The sequence below is a fragment of the Gordonia liuliyuniae genome (assembly GCF_021739025.1).
Classification (GTDB): domain Bacteria; phylum Actinomycetota; class Actinomycetes; order Mycobacteriales; family Mycobacteriaceae; genus Gordonia; species Gordonia liuliyuniae.
In genome coordinates this window covers 1-1354 of the sequence record NZ_JAKKOT010000013.1, presented here as the reverse complement: position 1 = coordinate 1354, position 1354 = coordinate 1, and the positions used below count along the sequence as shown (strand labels likewise).

1 protein-coding gene is annotated in these 1354 nt (G+C 64.5%); it reads right to left on the bottom strand.

Annotated features, from left to right (window positions below; all coding sequences use genetic code 11):
• Positions 1–18: 18 nt before the first annotated feature.
• On the bottom strand, positions 19–1089 hold the full coding sequence (locus tag L5G28_RS19225; protein WP_237002927.1) for an IS110 family RNA-guided transposase: 1071 nt from the start codon (positions 1087–1089) through the stop codon (positions 19–21).
• Between the last annotated feature and the right edge of the window lie 265 nt (positions 1090–1354).

The following is a 1354-nucleotide window of genomic DNA, read 5'->3' as shown; positions in this document are numbered from 1 at the left end:
TTGATGCTCCTATAGTTGTCAACTCATGACTTCGCCTGTTCGCGGGTCGGTCTTGACGAGGTGGTAGACCTCGCGGATCACGTAGCGTTTCAGGCAGCGGATGATGTCGCGTTTACTCTTGCCCTCGGCGGTGCGACGCGCGACGTAGGCGATCGTGGGCTCGTGGAATCGCATCCGGACGATCACGGTCCGGTAGATCGCCGCGTTCAGTTGTCGATGCCCGCCGTGGTTGATCCGGTGCTTCCCGCTCGTCATCCCTGAACCGGTTGGGACGGGGCTGATGCCGGCGAGTTTCGCGAACGCCGCCTCGGACTTGATGCGTTCGGGGTTGTCGCCGGCGACGATGAGAATCTCCGCGGCGGTGTCGACGCCGATGCCGAACTCGTCGAGCAGGTGCGGGGCGCGTTGGAGGACGAGTTGCTCGATCTGTGCTTCGAGCTCTTTGATCTCGTCGTTGAGCGCGATCCAGCGTCTCGCGATCGACCTTAGCGCGTGACGGTTCGCGTCGTCCGGCGTCACCAGCCCGCGCGGTCGGAGTGCGGCGCAGTGTCTGGCGATCATCTTCTGGGTCTTCTTGGCGGTCTCGCGTCGGAGGTCTTCGGTGGCGTGGACGAGCATCGCTTTGAGGGTGATCATCGCTCCGGTGCGGTCTTTCACCGCGGTATCGTGCGCGACCTTCAGCTGCCGGATCATCTCCACGACCCCATCGGCGCTCTTCGGGACCGCAGTCGCGAACCCAGCAAGCACGGCCCGGGCGGCGTTCTCCGCGTCGAGGGTGTCGGATTTCCCGTTCAGCCTGCGCAACCGCCGATCGGGGCGTGAGACCTCGACGACTTTGTGCCCGTGGCGGCGGATGAACGAGGTGAGGCCGGCCCCGTAGGACCCGGTTCCCTCGATCCCGAACGCGATGATCTTCCCGAATCCGCTCGCCCATTCCAGAAGCTGCCGGAACCCTGCCGTGTCGGTCGTGATCGTCAGCGTCGCGAGGATCCCTCCGATCGAGTCCATCACCGCAGCGACGTGGATATGTTTGTGCGTGTCGACGCCGATCACGACGTGCCCGGAACGGGCGGGCTCGAGTTCGGTCATGTGTACTGTCTCCTTCACCGGTTAGCGTGGTCATCACGCTGTCGCCGGCGGGTGGACAGGACTGTCATGGGGACGCGTTGTCGAGACTGCTCCAGGCTCCTATCAGGTCACGCCCGATCCGGCGGCAGCGGTTACTGCGTGCCCAGCCGGAGGGTCGACAGATCAACGCCAAGGCACCCTGCGGGCCAATCGTAGAGATGGGTCAGAACGCTCCGGCCGGGACTACCCCATCCTCGCGGGACCGGGTAGAAACAGGCTGACAGTC

Excerpts from the sequence above, each read along its gene's own strand:
- L5G28_RS19225 (WP_237002927.1), bottom strand. The coding sequence starts at position 1,089 with ATGACCGAACTCGAGCCCGCCCGTTCCGGGCACGTCGTGATCGGCGTC.